Below are 22,184 nucleotides of genomic sequence, written 5' to 3'. Positions count from 1 at the left end.
CGCACCGACGCGTTGGGTTCCATCGATTCGAATATCGTCGACCTACATGTCTGTGCTCACGACCCGAACACACCCGGGCGATCTCGAGTTCATGTGGTAATTGCCGAATTCGGGTCCCAACTCGCCAAGATCGGCAGAATCTTGGCAGTGCTCGACCCGTCCTCGACCGTGTAGACGATGAGGCTCTGATCCGGCTCGCTGGGCGAGGTCAGAAATTCGATACCGAATTCGAGAGTTCCCGCCGCCGTGTGCTGGATGATCTTGGTTGTGCGCTCGAACTCGCGAACCTCGTGATCGCTCCACCATTGCTCGAAAGAACTTTCACTGGAACGTAATTCGTCGATCAGGGAAATCAGCGTTCGGTCCCCCGGTCGACGAGCGAGGTCACGGCGCAGATTGGCGACCGAAGCTGCCGCGAACTGCGACCAGTTGACGATTCGCTCACGGGCGATGGGATTGCGGAACAGATAGTGGAAGAGCGAGTCTCCGGCCGACGACGGCAAACTCAGCACCGATCGAACCAGCGCATTGCTGGCCAGGATGGCACCGCTACGACCGAGCAGAAGCACCGGAATGTGATCGAGCGCCTTCATCACCTGGAGCAGCCCTTGATCCGGCTGCTGCACAGCCTTGTCTGTCGATACGGCAGGGGACGCGAGATCGAACAGGTGTGCCGACTCCACCTCGTCCAGCATCAGCGCCCTGGCGATTGCTCGCAGCACCTCGATCGAGACGTTCGCCTGGCGACCCTGCTCGAGTTTGCTGTAGTAGTCGGGGCTCACTCCGGCCATCGCAGCAAGTTCTTCCCGCCGCAGTCCAGGCACTCGTCGGGCACCGGGGTACGTGCGCAGTCCGGCCTCGATCGGGGTGATGCGGTCGCGCCGATCACGCAGAAACGCGCTGAGGGCGGACCTGTCGTTGCTCACGAATCCCACAGTAGCGACCCGGGCGGTTGCCAGCCTGGTCATGCCAGACCTAGGTCGAGTGACGCCTGGTTGGCCGTGTTCACCGTCCGTAGACATGACGTCATGACTTCTTCGACACCACAGCGACTTTTCGGACGGACCGCCGTCATCACCGGATCCACCAGCGGTATCGGTGCCGCAATCGCCTCGACTCTCGCCGCGCATGGAGCATCGATCGTCGTCAGCGGCCGCGACTCCGCGAAGGGGTCAGCGGTGGTGGATCGAATCTCTGCGGCCGGCGGCACCGCGAGCTTCGTGCCGGTGGACCTCTCCGGCAGCTACCAGGACATCCGCGACTTCGCCGGGGCCGCCACCGATGCTCTGGGAGGTCGCGTCGACATTCTCGTCAACAACGCCGGCATCTATCCCGCCACCGCAACGGCAGATCTCGCCGACGAGCAACTCGACGCGATGCTTGCCGTCAACATCCGAGCTCCGCACGTGCTCGTCGGTGAACTGGCACCGGCCATGGCCGAGCGCAGCCGTGGCGTCATCGTGAACATCGGATCGTGGATGGCCACGATGGGGAGCCCGTTCGCCGCGATGTACTCCGCAACCAAGGCCGCCGACGAACAACTCACTCGCAGTTGGGCCGCCGAGTTCGGTCCACGCGGTGTGCGGGTCAACGCCCTCGCACCCGGTGCGACCCTGACGCCGGGCAACGAGGATGCGCGGCACGTGTTGGACGCCATGACGGCCGGAACGCCTGCAGGCACAGTGCTCGAGCCGCAGGACATTGCGAACGGAGTGCTGTTTCTGGTCTCCGACGACGCCGCGATGGTGCACGGGACGACGCTCTACGTGGACGGCGGTATCTCGGTCACCCGCGGATGAACACGCGTGGTGCGGACCACTACTGGGCTGTGGCCTTCAGCGTCGAGGTGGCCTCGGCCAAACGAGTGACGGCGTCCCAATCTTCCTGCGCGACGGCCGAAGCCGGTGTGAGCCACGATCCGCCGACGCATCCGACGTTCGGCAGAGCCAGGTAGCTCGATGCATTGGAGGTGGAGATGCCACCCGTTGGGCAGAAGCGTGCGGCCGGGATCGGCGAGTGGATCGACTTCAGGAAGTTCGCGCCACCCGACGCCTCGGCGGGGAAGAACTTGAGCTCGGTGTAGCCGGCCTCGAGGAGGGTGAGCACCTCGGACACCGTTGCGGCACCGGGCAAGTGGGGCAGCCCGGTGTCTCGCATGGCTTTGGTCAATCCCGGCGTGCAGCCCGGCGACACCAGGAACTGAGCGCCGGCGTCGGCGGCCTGCTTGGCCTGGCCGGGAGTGATGATCGTGCCTGCACCGATGAGGATCTCGGGAACCTCGGCGGCGATGCGCTCGATCGCGTCGAGCGCCACCGGTGTCCGCAGGGTCAGCTCGATGACCGGCACTCCGCCCGCCACCAGGGCGCGGGCGATCGGAACGGCATGATCGAGATCGTCGATGACGACGACAGGGATGACGGGCACGCGGTCGAGCAGGGATGCAGTCACGTTCTTACCTTCTTCTGGAGTTACAGGGACTCAGCGCATCACGAACATCGCACCCTCGTCGGCCGGACCGACGAGCGCACGCATCCCGGAGAACAGATCACGACCGGTGCTCGACCACTCGTCGGCGTCCAACACTCGACCGGTGACCGGTCGTGCCTCGAACTCGGCGAGCGGTACGTCGATCGACAATGTGCCACCGAGAGAATCGAGGGTGATCATGTCACCGTCGAGGATTTTCGCAATCGGCCCACCGCTCGCGGCCTCGGGCGTGAGGTGAATTGCCGCAGCGACTTTGCCGGAGGCACCGGACATTCGGCCGTCGGTGATGAGCGCGACGGACCGCCCCTTGTCCTGCAGGATTCCGAGGGCCGGGGTCAGCTTGTGCAACTCGGGCATACCGTTGGCCTTCGGGCCCTGATAACGCAGCACGGCAACGAAGTCACTGTCGAGAAGCCCTGCATCGAATGCCTCGAGGAAGTCGGCTTGGTCGTCGAATACTCGCGCCGGTCCGGTGACCACGCGGTGTTCGGGTGCCAGTGCAGACGTCTTGATGACGCACTTTCCGATCGGCCCGGTCAGCATCTTCAGTCCGCCGTCGGCGCTGAACGGCTCGTTCGCGCCACGTAACACGGTGTCGTCGTGGCTCATCCGAGTACCGTCCTGCCACATCACCCCGTCGCCGTCGAGCTTCGGCTCCTGTGTGTAGCGCCGCAGGCCCTGCCCGGCAACGGTTTTCACATCCTCGTGCATAAGTCCGGCGTCGAGCAGTGATCCGATGACGAACCCGAGTCCACCGGCCGCGTGGAAGTGATTCACGTCGGCCTTGCCGTTCGGGTAGATCCTGGCCATCAGCGGCACGACGGCCGACAGATCTGACAAGTCCTGCCAGGTCAACGTGATTCCGGCGGCCTTCGCGATGGCGACGAGGTGCATCGTGTGATTGGTCGAACCGCCGGTGGCGAGCAACGCGACGCAGCCGTTGACGATGGACTTGACGTCGACGACCTCCCCGACCGGGGTGTAGTTGTCGCCCAACGACGTCAGACCGGTGACGACGTGGGCGGCCTCGCGGGTCAATGCGTCGCGCATCGCGGTTCCGGGGTTGACGAACGAAGAGCCGGGCAGATGCAGACCCATGACCTCCATGAGCAGCTGGTTGGAATTGGCCGTTCCGAAGAACGTGCACGTGCCACTGCCGTGATACGACGCGGCCTCGGCGTCCAGAAGAGCCTCGCGGCCCACTTTGCCCTCGGCGTAGAGCTGGCGCGCTTTTGCCTTCTCCCCGTTGGGAAGTCCGGACGTCATCGGGCCCGCGGGCACGAACACCGCGGGAAGATGGCCGAAACTCAGTGCGCCGATGAGCATTCCGGGGACGATCTTGTCGCACACCCCGAGCATCAGGGTGGCGTCGAACATGTCGTGGGACAGGGCAATTGCGGTCGACATCGCGATGATGTCGCGGCTGAAGAGCGAGAGCTGCATGCCGTCGCGGCCCTGGGTGATGCCGTCGCACATCGCGGGGACTCCGCCGGCGAACTGCGCGATGCCACCGGCATCGATGACGGACTTCTTCAGCACGGCGGGGTAGTTCTCGAACGGCTTGTGCGCCGAGAGCATGTCGTTGTACGCAGAGACGATCGCAATATTGGGCTTCACCATGGCGCGCAGAGCCTGCTTGTCGGCAGTGCCGGAGGCAGCGAAGCCGTGGGCGATGTTGGCGCAGGCGAGGCGGCCGCGGGCGGGGCCTCGATCCCCTGCGGCGGCGATTCGAGCGAGGTAGGCGGCGCGAGCGGACTGGCTACGGTCTGCGATGCGGTCGGTGACCTGACGCAGGACCGGATGAAGTGTGTCCATGAGCATCTCCGATGTTCGGTCTCTCGTGACTCAGCCTAAAGCCAGTTAGGTCCATCAGCAACCCAACTTATGTTTTTAGAAGTTATAAGTAGCAGTTCTTAGGGTGTTGCCGTAAAAGTTGCCAGTTGGTTGAATGGCGTATATGTCCATGCCGCGCCTGAGCGCTCCGCCTGCGACCGCAGGCGAGATCTTCGCTCTGGTTCGCGACGGAGAGGCCGATACCCGTGCCGAGCTGGGACGGATCACCGGACTCTCACGATCGGCCGTCGCCTCCCGTGTCGCCGCACTCACCGGCCTGGGGCTGGTGATCGAAACCGAGGACACCCAGTCGACCGGCGGACGCCCGCCGGCGAGACTGTCCTTCGATGTGGACGCAGGCGTCGTACTCGCCGCCGCGATCGGCCGCAGCCGGTCGCAACTGGGCGTCTTCACTCTCGGCGGAGAATTCCTCGCCAGCGATACTGTCGACCAGGAGATCGGCGTAGGCCCGGACGAGCTGATGCCGCAGATCACCAAGCGGCTGCAGGCACTGCTCGACGAGTCGCACCGAACCGGACATCGCATCCTCGGGGTCGGCCTGTCCATCCCCGGCACCGCCGACACCGAGCGGGGCTGCAGCTTGGACTCGCCGATCATGCACGGCTGGGACGGGGTGCCGCTGGCATCGTTCTTCGCGGACATCACGTCGGCTCCGGTGTTTCTCGACAACGACGCCAACGCGATGGTGCTGGCCGAACGTCGCGACAATCGAGATCGCTTCCAGAACGCCTTACTGGTCAAGGCCTCGACGGGTCTCGGAGCCGGGATCGTCGCGGGCGGAGCGCTGCAACGTGGATCACTGGGAGCCGCAGGCGAATTCGGCCACACCAAGACCGCAGCCGCGGCGGGCGTTGCATGTAGGTGCGGAGACAGCGGCTGCCTCGAAGCCATCGCAGGCGGCTGGGCGCTGGTGCGCGCACTCAACGAGCAGGGCCGCGAAGTCGGCCACGTCCGCGGCGTCGTCGACCTCGCGGTGAGCGGCGACCCCGAAGCACGCAGGCTCATTCGCGACAGCGGTCGCCACATCGGCGAAACCCTGGCCGGGGCCGTGAACCTGCTCAACCCCGAGGTACTCATCATCGGCGGCGACATGGCGAACGCCTACGACATCTTCGTCGCCGGGCTGCGTGAAACCGTCTACGGAAACGCCACCGCACTGGCCACCAAGGCCCTCACCATCCAGGCCACCACCCACGGTGACCTCTCCGGGGTCATCGGCAGCGCCGCGCTGGTGCTGGACCAGGTGCTCAGCGCCAGGGCCGTCGACGACGCTCTGGGCAGCTGACCGGCGGGCGTCGTCGGTACGGTTGCCGCTCGTCGCACTCCAGCGACCGCCGGGCGCACCACGAAGCGTCGATTCGAGGACGCGCGCCCGCGCCGGCCATAGGGTGATCGCAGTCACACCTGCGAGCATGGAGACCCCACACATGTCATTGAAAGCGGCCGACGAACCACACGTCGAATTGCTGAAGACAGATCCCGATCTACCGCCCGTCGGCGTCGTCGAGTCACATCCGATGACCCCGATCAAGCGCCTGATGCTCGTCGCCATCGGCCTACTCGGCGGTGTTGCGTGGACGATCATCGCGATCGTCCGCGGAGAGAATCCCAACGCCGTCTGGTTCGTCATCGCCGCGGTGTGTACGTACATCTTCGCTTTTCGCTTCTACGCCAGACTGATCGAACGCAAGATCGTCTTCCCACGCGACGACCGCGCCACTCCTGCCGAGATTCTGGAAAACGGCAAGGACTACATGCCGACGGACCGTCGGGTGCTGTTCGGCCACCACTTCGCCGCGATCGCCGGAGCAGGCCCGCTCGTCGGACCCGTCCTCGCCGCTCAGATGGGCTACCTGCCGGGCACCATGTGGATCATCATCGGCGTCGTGTTCGCCGGTGCCGTCCAGGATTTCCTGGTGCTGTGGATCTCGACGCGTCGCCACGGCCGCAGCCTCGGACAGATGGCCCGCGACGAACTCGGAGTCGTCGGCGGAACCGCCGCTCTGGTCGCGGTGTTCGTCATCATGATCATCCTCATCGCGGTGCTCGCACTCGTCGTCGTCAACGCGCTCGCCGAAAGCCCCTGGGGCGTCTTCTCCATCGCGCTGACCATTCCGATCGCACTGTTCATGGGCGTCTACCTGCGCTTCCTGCGACCGGGCAACGTCACCGAGGTCTCGCTCATCGGCGTCGTCCTGCTGCTGCTCGCCATCGTCGCCGGCGGCTGGGTTGCCGAAACCGACTGGGGCACAGATTGGTTCACCCTCTCCAAGGTGACCGTCGCCTGGCTGCTGATCGGCTACGGCCTGCTCGCCTGCATCCTGCCGGTGTGGCTGCTGCTCGCCCCGCGCGACTACCTGTCGACGTTCATGAAGGTCGGCACCATCGCCCTGCTGGCCGTCGGCATTCTCATCGCACGTCCCGAGATCCAGATGCCCGCCATGACGAGCTTCGCCACCGAGGGCAACGGCCCGGCGTTCGCAGGGTCCCTGTTCCCGTTCCTGTTCATCACCATCGCCTGCGGTGCGCTGTCGGGTTTCCACGCTCTGATCTCCTCCGGCACCACGCCGAAGTTGCTGGAGAAGGAAAAGCAGATGCGCATGATCGGCTACGGCGGCATGCTCACCGAGTCCTTCGTCGCCATCATGGCTCTGATCACGGCCTGCGTCCTCGATCAGCACATCTACTTCGCGCTGAATGCTCCCGCGACGCTGACCGGCGGCACTCCCGAAACTGCGGCGACGTACGTCAACGGACTTGGGTTGAGCGGCGGCGACATCACCCCGGCCGAATTGAGCCAGGCCGCAACCGATGTGGGCGAGGAATCGATCATCTCCCGCACCGGCGGCGCACCGACTCTCGCGTTCGGCATGTCCGAGGTACTGCACCAGGTGTTCGGCGGCGAATCGCTCAAGTCGTTCTGGTACCACTTCGCGATCATGTTCGAGGCCCTGTTCATCCTCACCACGGTCGATGCAGGCACCCGCGTCGCGCGCTTCATGCTCTCCGACAGCATCGGCAACCTGCCCGGCGCATCGGCCAAGAAGTTCAAGGATCCGTCGTGGCGTCCCGGTGCCTGGATCTGCTCACTGATCGTCGTCGCAGCTTGGGGCGCAATCCTTCTCATGGGCGTCACCGATCCACTGGGCGGCATCAACACCCTGTTCCCGCTGTTCGGCATCGCCAACCAGCTGCTGGCCGCGATCGCACTGACGGTGGTACTCGTCATCGTCGTCAAACGAGGCCTGTACAAGTGGGCGTGGATCCCCGGACTCCCCCTCGCCTGGGACCTCATCGTCACCATGACGGCGTCATACCAGAAGATCTTCTCCTCCGTCCCGGCCATCGGCTACTGGACTCAGCACTCGCAGTTCCGCGACGCCAAGGCGCAGGGGCTCACCGAATTCGGCAGCGCCAAGACACCCGAAGCCATCGACGCCGTCATCCGCAACACCTTCATCCAGGGCACGCTGTCGATCATCTTCGCGGTACTCGTCCTGGTGGTCGTGTTCGCCGGAGTGTGGGTGTGCATCAGGGCCGTTCGGGGAGACAACCTGCCCGACAACGAGGAGCCCGAGGTGCCGTCGAAGATCTTCGGCCCCACCGGTTTCGTCCTCACCCCGGCCGAGAAGAAGATCCAAGCCGAATGGGACGAGCTGATCGAGGCGGGCACCGTCCGTCGCCCCGGATCGGCGCACTAGATGCGCGGGCTGTGGTGGTGGATCACCTCCGTGATGGGCGACCACGATTACGACCGTTACGTCGCCCATCTGGCCCGCCACCACCCGGGCCAGGAACCGCCCACCGTGCGGCAGTACTGGAAGGACCGGCACGCCGAGGCGGACCGAAACCCGGGGGCTCGATGCTGTTGACACGGTGATGTCCGATTTCCGCTAGCACCGACGCGTCCGCGCTGACACAGTAGGTGCATGAGCAGCGAACGGCAGGTGGAAGAACTGGACTTCGATCGGTGTTATCGCGCGGTCTCCTCGCGTGACGCACGGTTCGACGGCCAGTTCTTCACTGCCGTCTCCACCACCGGCATCTACTGTCGACCCTCCTGCCCGGCCCGCACACCCAACCCGGGCAACGTCTCGTTTCTGGCCACTGCAGCGGCGGCGCAACAATCCGGCTACCGAGCCTGTCGCCGCTGCCAGCCCGACGCCACCCCCGGTTCCCCACGCTGGAACATCCACTCGGACCTCAGTTCTCGCGCCATGCGGCTGATCTCCGACGGAGCCGTGGAACGCGGTGGCGTCGACGGCCTCGCCAGCACCCTCGGCTACTCGACCCGACAGCTGACCCGCGTGCTGACGGCCGAGGTCGGTGCGGGACCGCTCGCTCTGGCCCGCGCGCACCGCGCACACACCGCCCGGACGCTGATTCAGACCACCGACATGTCGATGGCCGACGTCGCCTTCGCGGCCGGCTTCGCCAGCGTCCGGCAATTCAACGACACCATCAAAGAAGTCTTCGCCGTCGACCCGTCGACGTTGCGTCGAGAAGCGCACCGCACGGCCGTACCGACCGCGGGTGGAACGGTCACACTGCGATTGCCGTACCGCCCGCCGCTGGACCGCGGCTGGATCGAGTGGTTCCTTCGGGGCCACGTGGTCGAGGGCATCGAATCCTTTTCCGAGGACGGCGAGTACGTTCGATCACTGCGCCTGCCGCACGCCGCCGGGCTCGTGGCGTTGCGAGTGATGGACGGATTCGTCAGCGCTGCAGTGACATTGCAGGACATGCGCGATCTGGCCCCTGCCGTCGCCCGAATCCGCCACCTACTCGATCTCGATGCAGATCCACTCGCCGTCGACGACGCCCTGGGCACGGATCCGCAGCTGGCACCGAGCGTCGACGCCCACCCGGGAATCCGCGCCCTGGGAGTGGTCGACGGCGCAGAGATGTTGCTGCGCACCGTGATCGGGCAGCAGATCTCCTTGAAGGCTGCGGCCACCCACACCGCCCGGCTCGTCGATGCTCTCGGTTCACGGCTCGATCTCGGCAACGACACCGTCACCAGATTGTTTCCCGAACCTGCCGTCATTGCCGAACGGGGTCACGAGGTACTCACCGGACCTGCCGCCCGTGTTCAGACCGTCATCCGCGTCGCCGACGCCATCGCTTCGGGAACCGTCGTGCTGCATCCCGCGCGAGAAGGGCCGGAACTGGAGCGAGAACTGCTCGCGCTCAAAGGAATCGGGCCCTGGACCGCCCGGTACGTCGTGATGCGGCTACTCGGCGATCCCGATGTTCTGCTCGATACCGATCTCGTCGTCCGCCAAGGTGCTCAGGCACTCGACATCTCGTTGAAGAATTCTGCCCGCTGGGCTCCGTGGCGTTCGTACGTCTCGATGCACCTGTGGATCACCGCACTGGAAAGAAGAGAAGCATGACTGCCACCGCCGCCACCCAGGACACTCCGATCGGGCCGTTCAGCACCATCGTCGACGCCGATCAGCGCGTCCTCGCGTCCGGCTGGACTGCCGATGTCGAAGAGCTCCGCGTCCTGATCCACCCGACGATGCGACCCGACAGCGTCCGCACTGCGGCCGATCTCGGCGAGGTGACGCGCGCCGTCGAGAACTATCACCGCGGTGAGCTGACCGTCATCGACTCCGTTGCCGTCGCGCAACGATCCGGCGAATTTCTCATGCATGCCTGGGGAGTGCTCCGCACCGTCGAACCCGGTGCGCCGGTGACCTACTCCGAGTTCGCAGAACTGTCCGGCAGACCGGCAGCCATCCGCGGTGCTGCGTCGGCGTGCGCTCGCAATGCGGCCGCGCTGTTCGTGCCGTGCCACCGGGTGGTTCGAATCGGCGGGGCGCTCGGCGGTTTCCGCTGGGGTTTGCCCGTCAAGGAATGGCTGTTGACACACGAGGCGGCCTGACCGGCCTTGCCTTGAACGGCGGTGACATACAGCTGAGCCTGCCAAGACGTTATGGTTCTTCACGATCCGCCATCCGCCGAATGTGAGGAAGCCACAGTGACCGAATCGGCAGTGCCAGGCAGTACGTCGAAGTCCACGACGTCCGGCAACGATCGTGGTGACCTCATCGGGGTCGGCGGCATGTGGCTGGCCAAGTGGTCGCTGATCCTCATTTCGATCGCGGCCGGGGCGTGGGTGTTGGGCTGGCTGATCGGGCACCTCTGGGTGATCCTGCTGCCGGTCCTGCTGGCCGTGATCGTCGCGACGGTGCTGTGGCCGCCGGCGAAGCTGATGATGCGTCTGGGATTTCCTCCCGCCCTGGCCGCGTCGGTCTCGCTCGTGGTGTTCTTCGTCGTCATCGGCGGCGTGATAACCCTGATCGTTCCCTCGGTCGCCGAGCAGGCTCCCGAGTTGGTCGACCAGGCGTCGGGTGGTATCGCGCAGGTACAAGACTGGTTGAAGGGTCCGCCGCTGAACATCGGCGACGACCAGATCGACTCGGCCGTGTCGGCCATCGTTGCGCGGCTACAGGACAGCGGCGAGGCCATCGCCACCGGCGTGTTCACCGGCGTATCCGCCGCAGGCTCGCTGTTGGTCACTCTGGCGCTGGTGCTGGTGCTGACGTTCTTCTTCGTCAAGGACGGACCGAAGTTCCTGCCGTGGTTGCACGGGTTCTCCGGTGGCCGCGCCGGAAGCCATCTGGGCGAGGTGCTCTCACGGATGTGGGCGACCCTCGGGGGATTCATCCGAACTCAGGCCATCGTCAGTTTCATCGACGCGCTCTTCATCGGTCTCGGACTGGTCATTCTCGGCGTTCCGCTGGCGCTGGTGCTCGCGACCCTGACGTTCATCGGTGGCTTCATCCCGATCATCGGTGCGTTCGTCGCGGGCGCTCTCGCTGTGCTGGTTGCCCTGGTTGCGAACGGACTGACGACGGCGCTGATCGTGCTCGCCATCATCGTCGCGGTGCAGCAATTGGAAGGCAATGTGCTGCAGCCGATTCTGCAGAGCCGCAGCATGAACCTGCATCCAGCAATCGTGCTGTTGGCCGTTGCGGGCGGAAGCTCACTGTTCGGCATCATCGGAGCGTTCCTCGCCGTCCCGGCTGCCGCGGTTGCCGCTGTGCTGATCAGGTACCTGTCCGAGCAGATCGACGCCCGCTCGAACGAGCCGGACCAGGACGAACTCGAAGACGAAATCCCGCCGCCCGAGGGACTGACCGACGAACAGGCCGGTATGGACGATGAGGGCGAGTCGAAGTCCGACAAACCTGCGTCAGGTCAGGACGCAACGACCTGAAGGGTGGATCCGGTGCGCTCCCGCTTGACGTGGAGGCGGCTGGGAATGCGCTGACGCATCTCGTCGACATGGCTGACGACGCCGACGACGCGTCCGCCTGCACGTAGTTCGTCGAGAACCGCCATCACCGATTCGAGGGTGTCGGCGTCGAGCGTGCCGAATCCTTCGTCGATGAACATGGTGTCGAGAACGACACCGCCGGATTCGGCGGCCACGACATCGGCGAGGCCCAACGCGAGCGAAAGCGACGCAAGGAACGCCTCACCGCCCGACAATGTCTTGGCCGAGCGCACGACGCCGGTGTAGTCGTCCCGAATGTCCAGTCCCAGACCGCCCCGTTTGCCGCGGACGCCGGCCTCGTCGGAGTGCACGAATTCGTAGCGCCCCGAGGACATTCGACGCAGCCGCGCGGAGGCGGACTCGGCGACGTCCTCGAGTCGGGACGCGAGCACATACGAGCGCAACGACATCTTGCGAGAATTCTGCCCCCGGCCGGCCACCACGTCCGCCAGGTTGGCGAGTTCGTCGAATTCGGCCCGTTGTGGCGCGATGGCCTGGGCCGCGGTGAACAGTTCGGCGATCAGCCGTTCCAGATCGTCTGCGCGCCTTCGGCATTCCGCCACCGCCGCGGCGGCGGCCCTGACCTCGTCGTCCAGCTCGGCGCACGCCTGCTCCAACGGGTCCAGATCCACCGGCGGCCGACCGGCCACGTCCACGATGGTGGGCTCGCGCAGCACGTGCTCGGCATGTGCACGCGCCTCCTCGGCGGTGCGCAGCTCGGTCTCGATCTGCTCGACGCGGTCGGCGGCCAGCACTGCCCCGGCCGCAGCGTCGACGGACTCGAAGTTCGACGCCTCCACTCGTCGGTCCAGTTCGGCTACCAGCGCATCGGCCCGCGCAGTGGCGTCGAGCCAGGCGATGCGCGCCTCCTGAATTCGCCGGGCACCGTCGATCAAGGCCTCTCGCTCCGAGATTCGGTCTGCCAGCGACGCACCCTCGTCGACTTCCTCGGCCACCGACGCACGCATCTTCGCCAGCGATTCCTCGGTAGCCGAGATGCGCTCGTCCACGGCACCACGCAAGGCAACGAGCTCGTGGAGCGTGACCGTCAGCGCGTCCGACTCGCTCCGCAGGCGATTCAATTCTGCGGTTGCCGGTGCGACATCGGCGGCACGCGCGCGGGCGTCCTGCACTGCGGCGGTCGCGGCATCGAGCATCTGGGTCAACTCCGCAGCGGAGGCCCCTCCGGTGCGGTCGTGCAGTAGATCCACGTCCCGTTGCGCTCGAGCGACAACCGCGACCGCGTGATCGAGCGCAGCGGCCGCCGTGCGTTCTGCGGCGGCGGCCTTGTCTTCCTGTGCCTTGGTCACCGTCGACGTCGACGGTGCAGCGGGATGCGGGTGCACCTCCGATCCGCACACGACGCAGGGCTCGCCCGCTTCCAGACGGGCCGCCAGCTCGGCCGCCATCCCGTCGATGCGTCGCTCACGGAGGTCGAGCAGGTGCGACCGGGCCGTGTTGTGCGCTGCTCCGGCGGTGTCGCGGGCACGTTCGGCCTCGGCCATAGTCGCCCGCTTGCGGACCAATTCGAGTGCAGACTCGGCTGCCACGCGGGAACGACTGCAGCGCTCCTCGAGACCCGGCAACTCTGCCGCAGCCGAGGCGGCTCGTGCCATCCGTGATTCGACCGCTGAGATCTGCTCGGGCGTCGAGGCCTGCAATTGCACGGTACGTTCGATCGCCGCTGCGGTAGTACGTTGCTGCGCAAGATATTCGGCGAGTGTCCCGTCGAGTCGGTCGGCTTCGCGGGCGAGACCGAGCAGCGACTGCAGCCGCGCGACGTCGGTGGTCCAGTCACGCACGAACTGTGCAACGACCATGCGCTCGGCCGACGGATCCGCCGGCGCGGGCGGCCAGTGCAGCGCGGCGTGGAAGCGTCGGCCCTCCGCCGTTGTGGGTAAGGCACGCTCCGCCGCCGCGAGTGCGGATGTTGCGGCGTCGGTGGACAGGCGTGCAAGACGGAGGTCTGCGGCAGTGGCCGCGATCGGTCCTGCGGCCGCAGAATCGGCGAGCTCGCTTCTGCGTGCTGCTCGTGCCGTCTCGCCCTCCCGGTACTGCGCGAGTTGGACCTCCGCGAGAGCCCGTCGCCGCTGCAGATCGAGATCGGTGGTGGCCTTCGCCAGAGCTGCCGATGCACGCCGAGCTGCTGCGTCGATCAGCACCGCCCGACCTTGCGCGAGGGTTCGATTCTGCCGGGCATAGTCGAGGACGTCGGCCGCCCATTCGAGGGGGTCCGGCTGTTCGCCGTCCTCGCCCGCGGGCTCGGGCGCTCCCGATGCCTGCGACACCCGGCCGAGCATGATGTCGATGGCGTGGTGGGCGTCGGCGAGTTCAGCGGCGAGCTCCCGGCGGCGCTGCGCGAACCACTCCTCGACGTCACCGAATCGGCTTGTGTCGAAGAGTCTTTCGAGCAGATTGCCACGTTCGTCGCTGTCGGCTCGGAGGAATCGCGCGAATTCACCCTGCGGCAACAGCACCACCTGAAAGAACTGGTCGGCACTCATCCCGAGCAGCGCGTTGACGGCGTCACCGATCTCGCTCAGCCGGGTGAGATTCTGCCCGCGGCCGTCGAGCCAGGTGAGACTGGCCTTGGCGTGTTGCTTGGTGGTTCCCGTGCTTCGGAGCTTGGGCCGCAGGAACTCCGGACTGCGCACTATTCTGATGCGCCGCCCACCCAGTGTGGCTTCCAACGTGACCTGTGGCACCGCACCCTTGGCTGCGTGATCGGACAGCAGTCGCTTGCCCTCCCGACGAGCTCCGGGCACAGTTCCGTACAGCGCGAACGCCACGGCGTCGAGCACCGTCGTCTTGCCTGCTCCGGTGTGACCGTGCAACAGGAAGAGCCCGTCGGCCCCCAGTGTGTCGAAGTCCACCGTCTCGGTGCCCGCGAAGGGGCCGAACGCGGTGATCTCGAGTGAATGCAGCCTCATGCAGCACCGCGGTCGGCTGTGGTGGCCGTCCCGCGGGTGGCCTCGGTCTCGCGTTGCACGGAGGCCAGAGCACGAGCCAGGAGCGCGGACTCCGCCGCCGTCGGCACGCTACGCATGTCCGTCACGAACGAGGTGGCGATGTCGAGATCGCTACGACCGCGCACACGGTCGCGATAGCGAAGCTCGCCGGATCCCTCGGGGCGCCGCCATTCCAAATGGATCGCGTGCGGGAAACGCTGCTGCAGCACGCGCATTGCGTCGACCGGACGCACCTCGTCGGTGAGCACGGCGGAGACGTAATGATCCTCGAACTCGCAATATGCTGTGTCCGTTGTCAATTCCTCGACCGTGCCTTCGATGCGGGCGAGTCCGCGTACCACCGGCAGGTCCACTCGCTCGACGCTGCCCAGCCCGTTCGCGTCGAGATCGAGAATCCATACCGCCTTGTGGTGCGACCGCTCGCCGAACGAATAGGGCAGGGGCGAACCGGAGTACCGCACCCGGTCGGTGAGGGTCTGGGGCGAATGCAGATGTCCGAGCGCCACGTAGTCGACGCCGTCGAACGCCGACGCAGGCGCGGTTTCGATACCGCCGGAGGAGATGGACCGCTCCGAGCCGGTCGCCTCACCGCCGACGATGAAGGCGTGGGCGAGCACGACCGAGCGAACCCGTTGCCCTGGTTCGCTTCTCGTCGCGAGGTCGCCGCGTACCCGATCCATCGCGGCACCGAGCACGTCGGCATGGGTACGCGCAGTGGGAACGTCGAGTTCGAGGCGAGTGGTTTCGGGCTCGAGATACGGAATGCCGTAGAACGCAACGCAGCCGTGCTCGTCGTCGATCAGGACCGGGGTGGCGACGTCGCCCACCCGCGTCATCAGATGCAGCCCGCCTGCCGAAGCGAACGCAGCGCCTGCGCCGAGCCGCGCGGGTGAATCGTGGTTTCCCGACGTCGCGACGATCACGGCACCGGCCGCTCGAATGGCCTCCAGTCCGCGGTTGCAGACCAGGACGGCATCGGCACTGGGAACAGCGCGGTCGTAGATGTCGCCCGGCACCACCACCACATCGATCGATTGTGCCGCAACCAGTTCCGCGATGGACCCCAGCACAGCGCCCTGATCGGCCAACAGGTCGACACCGTGAAAGGTGCGACCGATGTGCCAGTCCGAGGTGTGGAGGATTCTCATGCGTTCGACGCTATCGGGAACCACCGACAAACTCCCCGAGGCGCCTCGGCCTGTCGGACGTGAGCTCGGTCCACAGGCTTCGCGAACCGACGTTGTCGGTACCGTCCTGCATCATCTGCTCCATGAACATTCTCACCGCGTTCGGCCTGCTCGTCGCTCTCGGAATCGGCGCGGTCGTCGGCTGGTTGTTGCACGCCTCGCGGATGGGCGATCGTGCCGTGCGAGCCGAGGCCCAACTGGCCGCGCTGCGCGAGCACGAGGGCATGCTCAGGCAGTCACTGAGTGCGGTCAACGAGGATTCCGCGCGACGCAATTCGACCGTGATCGGTCAGCAGGTCTCGCACCTGGTCGAGCCGTTGCACGACGCCGTCGATGCGCTCTCCGAGCACGTGCGGCAGGTCGAGCACAATCGCATCCGTGCGTATGCGGGATTGTCGGAGCAGGTCACCGGTATGCATCGTGCGTCGATGCATCTGTCCACCCAAACCGGTCAGCTGGTCACGGCACTGCGCGCACCGCAGATCCGGGGCCGGTGGGGCGAGATCCAGCTCGAGCGCGTCGTCGAGCTTGCGGGGATGCTCAAGCACTGCGATTTCGACACGCAGGTCAGCAAGGACGGCATCAGACCCGACATGATCGTCCGTCTCGCCGGCGGTCGACAGATCGTCGTCGACGCCAAAGTGCCGTTCGCGGCATACCTCGACGCCGCTCAGGACGAGGATCCCGCCGCGCGGGAGAAGAATCTGCGACGCCACGCCAAGCAACTGCGGACCCACATCGACCAGTTGGCCGACAAGGCGTACTGGCAGGCGTTCGAGCCGACGCCGGAATTCGTCGTGCTGTTCGTTCCCGGCGACCCGTTTCTCGACGCGGCCCTGACCTCGGACACCGGTCTGCTCGAGTACGCCTTCGGTCGGAACGTGATCCTGGCCACCCCGACCACCCTGGTCGCGCTACTGCGGACCGTCGCCTACACGTGGAAGCAGGAGTCACTGGCCGAGGACGCTGCACGCATCCAGCAACTGGGACGCGAGCTGTACACGCGGATCGGTGTCGTCTCGACGCACCTGGACAAGCTCGGTGCCCATCTCGGCAAGGCCGTGGAGTCCTTCAATTCCACCGTCGGGTCCGTCGATACCCGGGTGAGCGTGACGGCGAGAAAGCTGCACGAGCTCGAGCTGTTCGACGCCGAGCCGGTGGACATCGCCCGTGTGGACGAGCGGCCCAAACTGTCCGATTCGTCCCGCTACCGGCACGACTTCGGTCATGTCAGCGATGCAGTGGGCTGAACAACGGCTAACCTCGGGGGGTGTCTACCTCCCAACGTGCCCGCTCCGGGGTACCGCTGGATCACCGATCCATCCTCGCGACCCTGCCCGGCGTTCCCGCGTGGGGTGCCGTCGCGATCGCCGCGGGACTGACCTTTCTCGGGTTTCTGATCGATGCCGCACGCGGTACAGAGCTGACCGGTGCGTTCGCGTTCATGTACGTCCTCGGCTGCATCGCCGGAGTCCTTCTCGTCCGCTTCCGCGGACTGTTCACCGCGATGGTGCAAGCCCCGCTGATCCTGTTCGTGGCCGTGCCGCTGTCGTACCAGTACTTCACCGACAACGCAGGCACCAGCCTCAAGGACATCATCCTCAACGTTGCCATTCCGCTGGTCAACCGTTTTCCGCTGATGTTGCTCGGCACCGTGGTCGCCGTCGGACTCGGAGCCCTGCGCATCGTGCTCAAACGGCAGAACACGCACGCCCCCGCTGTTCGACGCAGCCCGAAGCCCAGCGATGACAAGCCCACCAGAGCACAGCGTCGGGCACAGGAAGAGCGCCCCGAACGATCCCGCAGGCGAGCAGCCGCAGCCGATCGCAGCACCGACTCCGCGGCCGAGGCCACCGACATCGTGCCCGGGCCGTACGTCGGTCGCAGAGGCACCGATTCTCGCCCGCGTCCCGACACCGACCCTCGCGCGAGTTCGACCCCTCGCCCCGGCTCGCGTACTGCGGCAGATCCCACCGCGAGCCCCCGGCGATCGGCTGCATCGGCACCGCAGACTCGATACGCCGCCACCGACTCCCCGCGGCACGACTACAAACCCGAATACCAGAAGCCCGACTACTCGCGAACGCAGTATCCGCAGGCACAGTCCCGGCAGGTGGCAAGAGAAACAGAGCCCCGGTATTCGACCGAACCTCGTCGCGAGCGATCGGCCCGGGTTCATGCTCCTCGCGAGGTCGCCGATCCGTACAGCACCGGAGCCAGGCCTGTCGTGACTCCCCAGACAAGCGCCCCCGCAGGTGGTTCCGCTGCCAACGATTCCACCGCCGTGAACGGCCAGGGCAGTCATTCGCTGCCGACCCCACACCGGGACGACATTCCCCCGCATCCGGTGCCGAAGGTTCGCTACCGCGACCGTCACAGCGACTAGCCCGAACACGAAAAAACGCCCCGTATCGGTTTCCCTGCTCCTGCGCAGGGGTTCCGATACGAGGCGTGAACTCTTCGTGGACCTTGCTACTAGCGAGCTGGGCGCAGCTCGCGGGGCAAAGAGAACACCAGAGTCTCATTGGCGGTGGTGACCGGCTGTACGTCTGCGTAACCGTGCTCGGCGAACAGTTCGATGACTCCCTGCACCAGGATCTCTGGTACGGACGCACCCGAGGTGATGCCGATCGTCTCGACGCCGTCGAGCCAGGCCAGGTCGATTTCCTTGGCGTAGTCGACGAGGTAGCTCGCCCGCGCACCCGCGCCCAGTGCAACCTCGACCAACCGCACGGAGTTCGAGGAGTTCTTGGAGCCGACGACGATCACCAGATCGCATTCCGGTGCCATCGCCTTTACCGCGACCTGACGGTTCTGCGTGGCGTAGCAGATGTCGTCGCTCGGCGGGTCCTGCAACGTCGGAAATCGCTCGCGCAGCTTGGCGACCGTCATCATCGTCTCGTCGACGCTCAGCGTGGTCTGTGACAACCAGATCACCTTGTTCTCGTCCCGGACGGTGACGTTGGCGACCGATTCGGGGCCGTCCACCAGCTGAATGTGCTCGGGAGCCTCGCCTGCGGTGCCCTCGACCTCCTCGTGGCCCTCGTGGCCGATGAGCAGGATGTCGTAGTCGTCTCGGGCGAAGCGCTTGGCTTCCTGGTGCACCTTGGTCACCAACGGGCAGGTGGCGTCGATGGTGCGCAGGTTTCGCTCGGCCGCAGAGGTGTGCACGGCGGGAGAGACGCCGTGCGCGGAGAACACCAGCAGTGATCCCTCGGGAACCTCGTCGGTCTCCTCCACGAACACCGCGCCGCGATCGGACAGCGTCTCGACGACGTGCTTGTTGTGCACGATCTCCTTGCGCACGTAGACCGGCGCACCGTGCTGTTCCAGTGCTTTCTCGACGGTCTCGACCGCGCGATCGACACCCGCGCAGTAGCCCCGCGGCTCCGCGAGCAGCACTCGCTTACCCCCGGCGTACGAGGACTTACCCGTACCGGCGGACTGTGCAATACCAAGATTCAGTGGAACAGCCGAAGACATACCTCCCAGGATACGTGCACTCAGCTCGCCTGCCTCGTTTCCACGTCCTCGAGCCCCGGCGCGAACGGTCGTACAGCCTGTCGGCTACCCAAAGTTCACCGTTTCGGGCAGTCTGGTGCACATGACTCGAGTCCCCTTTGCAGCGCGTGTGGCTGCAGGCGTCGCCGTGACCGTCGTGGAAGAGGCTCGCAAGCTTCCCGGTTCCGCCCTGATGCTGCCGATGACGGTCGTCAGCGAGGCACTGGCGCGCGGCATGCGATTCCAGCAGCAGGTGACGGCGCTGGCCATCAAGGGCGATTTGATCATCGCGACCTTGCCGGTGATCGGGACCCCGAGCGAGGAGCAGCCCGCCTGGGCCAGTTTCGACGAGGACGAGACCTTCGACACCGAGTCGAGATTCGACGCCGCAGTCATCACCGACGACGTCGATGTGCCCGATGCCCCTGTGGCCGAGCCGGTCGCGGCGAACGGCCGCTTCGCTCTGTATTCGACGCCTCCGCTGGACGAGCCGGTCCAGGACACCTCGGCCAAGCGCGCTCCCTCCGCCGACAAGCCCGAGATCGTCGAGATGATCGACTTCGACACCCTCGCCCTTGCGCAGTTGCGCGCGCGCCTGCGCACGCTGTCGATCGAGGACCTCGAAACCCTGCTCGACTACGAGAACGACACGCTCTCCCGCGCACCCTTCCAGACGATGCTCGCCAACCGCATCACCACCGCCAAGGCCAAGTGAGCACTCCCCCAACCCAGTCCGGTCCCACCCAGCCAGGCGCGAGCACCGCCGAACAGCCATGGCCGGTGCGTACCGTCGCCATGAAGGTTGCCGGCTGGATCGACAAGCTCGGCTCCATCTGGGTGGAGGGGCAGCTCACTCAGATCAACGCTCGTCCCGGTACCAGGACGGCCTTTCTGACGCTGCGTGATCCGTCGGCCGACATGTCGCTGTCGGTGACGTGTTCGCCGCAGTTGCTCGACCGTTCACCCGTTCCGCTGACCGAGGGTGCGCGCGTCATCCTCTACGGCAAGCTGTCGTTCTTCACCGGTAGGGGAACGATCTCGCTGCGCGCCACGGACATTCGCGCGGTTGGCGTCGGCGAACTGCTGGCTCGCATCGAACGACTCAGAGCCCTGCTCGCCGCGGAGGGGTTGTTCGACCCACGACTCAAGCGTCCGCTGCCGTTCCTGCCGGGCACCATCGGCCTGATCACCGCGCGCGCCAGCGCAGCCGAGAAGGACGTGCTGACCGTCGCGCAGAGGCGTTGGCCGGCGGTCCGATTCGAGGTCCGCAACACACCGGTTCAGGGTCCGCAATCGGTGCCGGCGATTCTGGACGCGCTGAAAGAGCTGAACGACGACCCCGGCGTCGACGTCATCATCCTCGCCCGCGGCGGCGGTAGCGTCGAGGACCTGCTGCCGTTCTCGGACGAGGCCCTGTGCCGCGCCATCTCTCGCGCCACCACGCCGATCGTCAGTGCCATCGGCCACGAGCCCGACAGCCCCCTGAGCGACCACGTCGCGGATCTGCGGGCCGCAACCCCTACCGATGCCGCCAAGCTCGTGGTGCCCGACGCCGTCGCCGAACAAGCTCTGGTCTCGGAATTGAAGTCGAGAAGCGCTGCAGCGCTGCGCAATTGGGTCGAGCGTGAGGCACGCGGCCTGGACATGCTCCGCCACAGGCCGGTACTGGCTGACCCACTTGCCTCGCTCGAGCAACGTCGCGAGGAGGTTCGACGGCTGCTCGACGCTGCCCGACGCGACGTGCAACGCGAACTCACCACTCAGGACACGCTCGTCGAACATCTGCGGGCCAGGCTGTCGACGCTGGGGCCTGCTGCCACACTTGCTCGGGGCTACGCCGTCGTACAGCGGGTGGTCGCGGGTTCGGATCCCGAGGTTCTGCGTTCGGTCGAGGACGCGCCACCGGGTACACAGATCAGAGTGCGCGTGGCCGACGGTGCCGTCACCGCCGCAGTCATGGGGCGAGTCAAATGACAGAAGGAGTACGCATGAGCGAGAACGAAGACAAGCCGGTATCGGAACTGGGCTACGAAGAGGCCCGCGACGAGCTGGTCGGCGTGGTGAAGATCCTCGAGCAGGGCGGGCTCGATCTCGACGCCTCCCTGGCTCTGTGGGAGCGGGGAGAGCAGCTGGCCACTCGCTGCGAGGAGCAGCTCGCCGGTGCCCGCAAGCGGATCGAGACCGCGCTCGCGAGCACCGAGAAGGACAGCTAGGGCACGAGCGGTTCGGTGACCTCGAGGATCGTCGCGAGAGTGGTGAAGTCCTCGGTGGTTGCGGTGCCGCCCAGCAGGATTCGGACGTCACCGAAATCCGAGACCCAGTAGTTTCGCGAACCTTCCTCGCCGTAGACCACCCAGTCTCGACCCGACACGTTCTGTGCGCCCGACGCGTACACCGTTTCACTTCCGGCCACGAACGGAACCACCTGTTCCTCGGACGCCGACGTCTGTGTCAATTGCAAGTAAGCACCGGTACCGGTGATGTATCCGACAGTCGACACCGCTCCACCGGTGTCGCCGGAGATGGTCGCGCGGCTGCCCGAGTTGGGCGTCCACCCCTCGGGAACACTCGGATTGCGCACCGGGAAGCCGATCTCCGAGGCGTCGTACTGCAGCGCCGTGTTCACGTCGAAGTTGGGAATGGGACCCTGCTGGGGGCCACCGGGGCTCAGCGAGCACTGGCTGGCGACGCCCGCGATCAGCAAACAGGCAATGACCAGCGGAATCAGCGACCAGACCATGTCGCGGTTGTTGTTGAGAATCCGAGGTTTGCTGTTCGCCACACCACCAGTATCCCCTCTGCGCGGCAATGCTCGGTCGGCGCGTACCTCACAGTCGACCCGACCCCACCGCAGGCATCACAGAAGTGAGATAATCGCGCCTGGGTAACACCCCACCA

19 protein-coding genes are annotated in these 22,184 nt (G+C 66.0%); 12 read left to right on the top strand and 7 right to left on the bottom strand.

From position 1 onward, the window contains the following. Positions 1-89 precede the first annotated feature (89 nt). Positions 90-926 (bottom strand): helix-turn-helix transcriptional regulator, encoded by an 837-nt coding sequence (locus tag R4P57_RS09690; RefSeq protein WP_317802616.1) that lies wholly within the window; start codon positions 924-926, stop codon positions 90-92. Positions 927-1,028: 102 nt separating this feature from the next. Here R4P57_RS09690 and R4P57_RS09685 point away from each other — a divergent pair, with 102 nt between their 5' ends. Beyond that, positions 1,029-1,799 (top strand): SDR family oxidoreductase, encoded by a 771-nt coding sequence (locus R4P57_RS09685; RefSeq protein ID WP_317802615.1) that lies wholly within the window; start codon positions 1,029-1,031, stop codon positions 1,797-1,799. A gap of 19 nt (positions 1,800-1,818) precedes the next feature. On the opposite strand, the gene eda is transcribed toward R4P57_RS09685, so the two are convergent. Together eda and edd are read right to left on the bottom strand one after the other, a co-directional pair. After that, complete coding sequence (gene eda, locus R4P57_RS09680; RefSeq protein WP_317802614.1) at positions 1,819-2,448, bottom strand: bifunctional 4-hydroxy-2-oxoglutarate aldolase/2-dehydro-3-deoxy-phosphogluconate aldolase; 630 nt, start codon at positions 2,446-2,448, stop codon at positions 1,819-1,821. 30 nt (positions 2,449-2,478) lie between these two features. After that, on the bottom strand, positions 2,479-4,302 hold the full coding sequence (gene edd, locus R4P57_RS09675; protein ID WP_317802613.1) for a phosphogluconate dehydratase: 1,824 nt from the start codon (positions 4,300-4,302) through the stop codon (positions 2,479-2,481). Positions 4,303-4,444: 142 nt separating this feature from the next. On the opposite strand from edd, the gene R4P57_RS09670 reads away from it, so the two are divergent. The 6 genes from R4P57_RS09670 to R4P57_RS09645 all read left to right on the top strand — a co-directional run bounded on the left by R4P57_RS09670 (position 4,445) and on the right by R4P57_RS09645 (position 11,569). Next, positions 4,445-5,626 carry an ROK family protein gene (locus R4P57_RS09670; RefSeq protein WP_317802612.1) on the top strand — a complete coding sequence of 394 codons (1,182 nt, stop codon included), beginning with the start codon at positions 4,445-4,447 and terminating at the stop codon, positions 5,624-5,626. A 142-nt stretch (positions 5,627-5,768) separates the two neighbouring features. Beyond that, complete coding sequence (locus R4P57_RS09665; RefSeq protein WP_317802611.1) at positions 5,769-8,042, top strand: carbon starvation CstA family protein; 2,274 nt, start codon at positions 5,769-5,771, stop codon at positions 8,040-8,042. Continuing rightward, positions 8,043-8,213, top strand: a complete 171-nt coding sequence (locus tag R4P57_RS09660; RefSeq protein ID WP_072692145.1) for a YbdD/YjiX family protein — start codon at positions 8,043-8,045, stop codon at positions 8,211-8,213. It begins immediately after the preceding gene. A 57-nt stretch (positions 8,214-8,270) separates the two neighbouring features. Further along, complete coding sequence (locus R4P57_RS09655) at positions 8,271-9,737, top strand: DNA-3-methyladenine glycosylase 2 family protein (protein ID WP_317802610.1); 1,467 nt, start codon at positions 8,271-8,273, stop codon at positions 9,735-9,737. Further along, positions 9,734-10,231 (top strand): methylated-DNA--[protein]-cysteine S-methyltransferase, encoded by a 498-nt coding sequence (locus R4P57_RS09650; protein WP_317802609.1) that lies wholly within the window; start codon positions 9,734-9,736, stop codon positions 10,229-10,231. The genes R4P57_RS09655 and R4P57_RS09650 overlap by 4 nt, the downstream gene beginning before the upstream one ends. Positions 10,232-10,327: 96 nt before the next feature. Further along, complete coding sequence (locus R4P57_RS09645) at positions 10,328-11,569, top strand: AI-2E family transporter (RefSeq protein WP_411742338.1); 1,242 nt, start codon at positions 10,328-10,330, stop codon at positions 11,567-11,569. Here the strand turns inward: R4P57_RS09645 and R4P57_RS09640 are convergent. Continuing rightward, entirely contained in the window at positions 11,551-14,559 is a 3,009-nt protein-coding gene (locus R4P57_RS09640) for an SMC family ATPase (protein WP_317802608.1), read from the bottom strand. The two genes, R4P57_RS09645 and R4P57_RS09640, sit on opposite strands and share 19 nt — an antisense overlap. Next, positions 14,556-15,746: an exonuclease SbcCD subunit D gene (locus R4P57_RS09635; protein ID WP_317802607.1), complete on the bottom strand. Its 1,191-nt coding sequence runs from the start codon at positions 15,744-15,746 to the stop codon at positions 14,556-14,558. The genes R4P57_RS09640 and R4P57_RS09635 overlap by 4 nt, the downstream gene beginning before the upstream one ends. Before the next feature lie 122 nt (positions 15,747-15,868). On the opposite strand from R4P57_RS09635, the gene R4P57_RS09630 reads away from it, so the two are divergent. Together R4P57_RS09630 and R4P57_RS09625 are read left to right on the top strand one after the other, a co-directional pair. Then, entirely contained in the window at positions 15,869-17,035 is a 1,167-nt protein-coding gene (locus R4P57_RS09630; protein WP_317802606.1) for a DNA recombination protein RmuC, read from the top strand. A gap of 20 nt (positions 17,036-17,055) precedes the next feature. Continuing rightward, a complete protein-coding gene (locus R4P57_RS09625) occupies positions 17,056-18,171 on the top strand; it encodes a DUF6542 domain-containing protein (protein WP_317802605.1) in 1,116 nt (371 codons plus the stop codon). Positions 18,172-18,260: 89 nt separating this feature from the next. Here the strand turns inward: R4P57_RS09625 and R4P57_RS09620 are convergent, their stop codons facing one another. Next, complete coding sequence (locus R4P57_RS09620) at positions 18,261-19,268, bottom strand: 4-hydroxy-3-methylbut-2-enyl diphosphate reductase (protein WP_317802603.1); 1,008 nt, start codon at positions 19,266-19,268, stop codon at positions 18,261-18,263. Between the two features lie 121 nt (positions 19,269-19,389). Here R4P57_RS09620 and R4P57_RS09615 point away from each other — a divergent pair, with 121 nt between their 5' ends. The 3 genes from R4P57_RS09615 (at position 19,390) to R4P57_RS09605 (ending at position 21,499) form a co-directional block, all read left to right on the top strand. Further along, a complete protein-coding gene (locus tag R4P57_RS09615) occupies positions 19,390-20,001 on the top strand; it encodes a lipid droplet-associated protein (protein ID WP_317802602.1) in 612 nt (203 codons plus the stop codon). Between the two features lie 80 nt (positions 20,002-20,081). After that, the gene (gene xseA / locus R4P57_RS09610; RefSeq protein WP_411742345.1) at positions 20,082-21,260 is read left to right on the top strand and encodes an exodeoxyribonuclease VII large subunit; all 1,179 of its coding nucleotides are present in this window, start codon (positions 20,082-20,084) and stop codon (positions 21,258-21,260) included. Between the two features lie 14 nt (positions 21,261-21,274). Beyond that, positions 21,275-21,499 carry an exodeoxyribonuclease VII small subunit gene (locus tag R4P57_RS09605; RefSeq protein WP_068052858.1) on the top strand — a complete coding sequence of 75 codons (225 nt, stop codon included), beginning with the start codon at positions 21,275-21,277 and terminating at the stop codon, positions 21,497-21,499. On the opposite strand, the gene R4P57_RS09600 is transcribed toward R4P57_RS09605, so the two are convergent. Continuing rightward, on the bottom strand, positions 21,496-22,068 hold the full coding sequence (locus R4P57_RS09600; protein WP_317802600.1) for a DUF4245 domain-containing protein: 573 nt from the start codon (positions 22,066-22,068) through the stop codon (positions 21,496-21,498). The genes R4P57_RS09605 and R4P57_RS09600 overlap by 4 nt on opposite strands. Positions 22,069-22,184: the final 116 nt, after the last annotated feature.

Source organism: Rhodococcus sp. IEGM 1330 (assembly GCF_033142445.1).
In the GTDB taxonomy this organism is placed as follows: Bacteria; Actinomycetota; Actinomycetes; order Mycobacteriales; family Mycobacteriaceae; genus Rhodococcoides.
This window is presented reverse-complemented; position numbering and strand designations above follow the sequence as displayed.

What these genes read in the sequence shown, in the direction of transcription:
- R4P57_RS09685 (WP_317802615.1), top strand. Translation starts at nt 1,029, where the DNA reads ATGACTTCTTCGACACCACAGCGACTTTTCGGACGGACCGCCGTCATC.
- edd (WP_317802613.1), bottom strand. Translation starts at nt 4,302, where the DNA reads ATGGACACACTTCATCCGGTCCTGCGTCAGGTCACCGACCGCATCGCA.
- R4P57_RS09670 (WP_317802612.1), top strand. Translation starts at nt 4,445, where the DNA reads ATGTCCATGCCGCGCCTGAGCGCTCCGCCTGCGACCGCAGGCGAGATC.
- R4P57_RS09665 (WP_317802611.1), top strand. Translation starts at nt 5,769, where the DNA reads ATGTCATTGAAAGCGGCCGACGAACCACACGTCGAATTGCTGAAGACA.
- R4P57_RS09660 (WP_072692145.1), top strand. Translation starts at nt 8,043, where the DNA reads ATGCGCGGGCTGTGGTGGTGGATCACCTCCGTGATGGGCGACCACGAT.
- R4P57_RS09655 (WP_317802610.1), top strand. Translation starts at nt 8,271, where the DNA reads ATGAGCAGCGAACGGCAGGTGGAAGAACTGGACTTCGATCGGTGTTAT.
- R4P57_RS09650 (WP_317802609.1), top strand. Translation starts at nt 9,734, where the DNA reads ATGACTGCCACCGCCGCCACCCAGGACACTCCGATCGGGCCGTTCAGC.
- R4P57_RS09640 (WP_317802608.1), bottom strand. Translation starts at nt 14,559, where the DNA reads ATGAGGCTGCATTCACTCGAGATCACCGCGTTCGGCCCCTTCGCGGGC.
- R4P57_RS09635 (WP_317802607.1), bottom strand. Translation starts at nt 15,746, where the DNA reads ATGAGAATCCTCCACACCTCGGACTGGCACATCGGTCGCACCTTTCAC.
- R4P57_RS09630 (WP_317802606.1), top strand. Translation starts at nt 15,869, where the DNA reads ATGAACATTCTCACCGCGTTCGGCCTGCTCGTCGCTCTCGGAATCGGC.
- R4P57_RS09620 (WP_317802603.1), bottom strand. Translation starts at nt 19,268, where the DNA reads ATGTCTTCGGCTGTTCCACTGAATCTTGGTATTGCACAGTCCGCCGGT.
- R4P57_RS09615 (WP_317802602.1), top strand. Translation starts at nt 19,390, where the DNA reads ATGACTCGAGTCCCCTTTGCAGCGCGTGTGGCTGCAGGCGTCGCCGTG.
- xseA (WP_411742345.1), top strand. Translation starts at nt 20,082, where the DNA reads ATGAAGGTTGCCGGCTGGATCGACAAGCTCGGCTCCATCTGGGTGGAG.
- R4P57_RS09605 (WP_068052858.1), top strand. Translation starts at nt 21,275, where the DNA reads ATGAGCGAGAACGAAGACAAGCCGGTATCGGAACTGGGCTACGAAGAG.